The 2,107-nt window shown below is 63.1% G+C and carries 3 protein-coding genes; 1 reads left to right on the forward strand and 2 read right to left on the reverse strand.

The annotated features are described in order from the left end of the window. Both EOD07_RS32065 and EOD07_RS32070 read right to left on the reverse strand, forming a co-directional pair. Positions 1-1,112: PleD family two-component system response regulator (locus tag EOD07_RS32065; protein ID WP_127238115.1), on the reverse strand; the 1,112-nt coding region annotated here is incomplete at its 3' end. A 33-nt stretch (positions 1,113-1,145) separates the two neighbouring features. Beyond that, entirely contained in the window at positions 1,146-1,517 is a 372-nt protein-coding gene (locus EOD07_RS32070) for a response regulator (protein ID WP_040995610.1), read from the reverse strand. A gap of 240 nt (positions 1,518-1,757) precedes the next feature. On the opposite strand from EOD07_RS32070, the gene EOD07_RS32075 reads away from it, so the two are divergent. Next, a complete protein-coding gene (locus tag EOD07_RS32075) occupies positions 1,758-2,057 on the forward strand; it encodes a DUF3572 domain-containing protein (protein ID WP_040982364.1) in 300 nt (99 codons plus the stop codon). Positions 2,058-2,107 lie beyond the last annotated feature (50 nt).

A 2,107-nucleotide genomic window follows, 5' to 3' on the forward strand; every position in this document is an offset into this window, starting at 1 on the left:
CCGAAGCGGCAGGCGAGATCGATGCCGCGCACGTTCTTGCGCAGCCGCCTGGCGAATTCGCGCAGCACATCGTCGCCGCCGTCATGGCCATAAGTGTCGTTGATCGACTTGAAGCGATCGAGATCGGTGATCATCACCGACAGCGGCCGCCGCCGCGCCACGGCTCGATCGAACAGCGTCTGCAGATGGCTGTCGAGGTAGCGCCGGTTATGCAGCCCGGTCAGCCCGTCGATCACCGCCATCTCGATGGTCTGCGCGACACTGGCGCGCAACTGGTCGTTATAGCGTTTGCGCCGCACCTGCGTGCGCAGGCGCGCCGTCAGCTCGTGCTGGTCGATCGGCCGGATCAGGTAATCGTTGATGCCGAGCTCCAGGCCACGCAGGATGCGGCCCTCCTCGCCTTCGTCGGCGAGCAGCATGATCGGCAGGAAGCGGGTGCGGTCGAGCGAACGCAGTTGCGAGCAGAGCCTCAGCGCATCGAAGCCGGTGAAGGCAGTCGACACCAGCACGCATTCATACGGTGTCTCGGCGGCCTGGAAGAACCCTGCGTTCGGATCGGTCGCGACATCGAGCTCGGCGCTGTTGCGCAACATCTTCTGGATGCGTTCGACGGAAGATTTGCGCTCGTCGACGAGGAGCACTCTCGGCTTGGCGTCTCCGGTCGCGAAATCGCGGCTCAGAAGCTCTTCGATGCCGATATTGCGCGTGGTCGAGGCGCGCAGCCTGAGCTCGTCGGTCAGCGATTTCAGCCTGACGAGGCTCTTCACGCGCGTCATCAGTTGCAGGTCGTTGACCGGCTTGGTCAGGAAATCGTCCGCGCCGGCCTCGAGGCCGCGCACCCGGTCCGAGACCTGGTCGAGCGCGGTGATCATGACGACGGGGATATGCGAGGTCGCCGGGTCGCTCTTCAGGCGCCTGCAGACCTCGAACCCGTCCATGTCAGGCATCATCACATCGAGCAGCACCACGTCGACCTTGCCGTTCTCGCAGGTCTCGATCGCATCCGGACCATTGCTGGCGGTTAGCACCTCGAAATACTCGGCAAGCAGCCGAACCTCCAGCAGCCGCACATTGGCGGGGATATCGTCGACGACGAGGATCCGCGCTGTCATCTCAAAAAACTCCGGTTCTGCTGGTCTCGGGCATCAGGCGTCGCCCAGATAGGATTTGATCGTCTCGATGAAGCGCGGCACCGAGATCGGCTTGGAGATATAGGCCTCGCAGCCGCCCTGACGGATGCGCTCCTCATCGCCCTTCATGGCGAAAGCGGTGACGGCGATGACCGGAATCGAATGCAGCTCGTCGTCTTCCTTCAGCCATTTCGTCACTTCCAGGCCGGAGACTTCGGGCAGTTGGATGTCCATCAGGATGAGGTCCGGCCGGTGCTGGCGCGCGAGATCCAGCGCCTCCAGCCCGTTGCGTGTGCGAACCGTGTCGTAACCGCTGGCTTCGATGAGGTCCCGAAAGAGCTTCATGTTGAGCTCGTTGTCCTCGACGATCATGACCTTCTTAGCCATCAGTTTCCCGTCCCGACCGCCCTCGAAGCCGAAGGCCGTCGCAATGCGTCCCCTTCGGACCGCACCCAACCCTTTTCCACTCTAGCCCAATATGATTGACGAAACGGAAACCGGAGGTTGGAAAGCTGCACCATTTTCCACCTTCGGACGTTGTACGGGAGAGAGCGGAGGCTTGCCGCAAGCGACGCTTGCCGTTACTGCGGAAGGAGACTCAAAAAATCCACCATCCCAAAGGTAATGATGGCGAACGCAGCGTCAATGCGCGAGGAAGCGGAAACCATTGCCGTCAAGGCGCTGGGCTTCGTCGCCGCCGATCCTGAACTTCTGCCCCGCTTCCTGGCGATCACCGGCATCGAGGCGAACTCGATCCGCAGGGCCGCCGCGGAGCCCGGCTTCCTGGCCGGCGTCCTGCAATTCATCCTTGCCCACGAGCCGACGCTGCTGCGCTTTGCCGAGGAGACCGGCACGCCGCCGGCAGCCGTCGGAAAGGCATTGCGCGCGCTCCCGCTCGGCAACGACGATCACGAGCGTTCGACATGAGCGACGATCCCGAGACGGCGCGGCAGATCGAAGAGCTTGCCGCCGACGAC

The sequence above is a fragment of the Mesorhizobium sp. M2C.T.Ca.TU.002.02.1.1 genome (genome assembly GCF_003997225.1).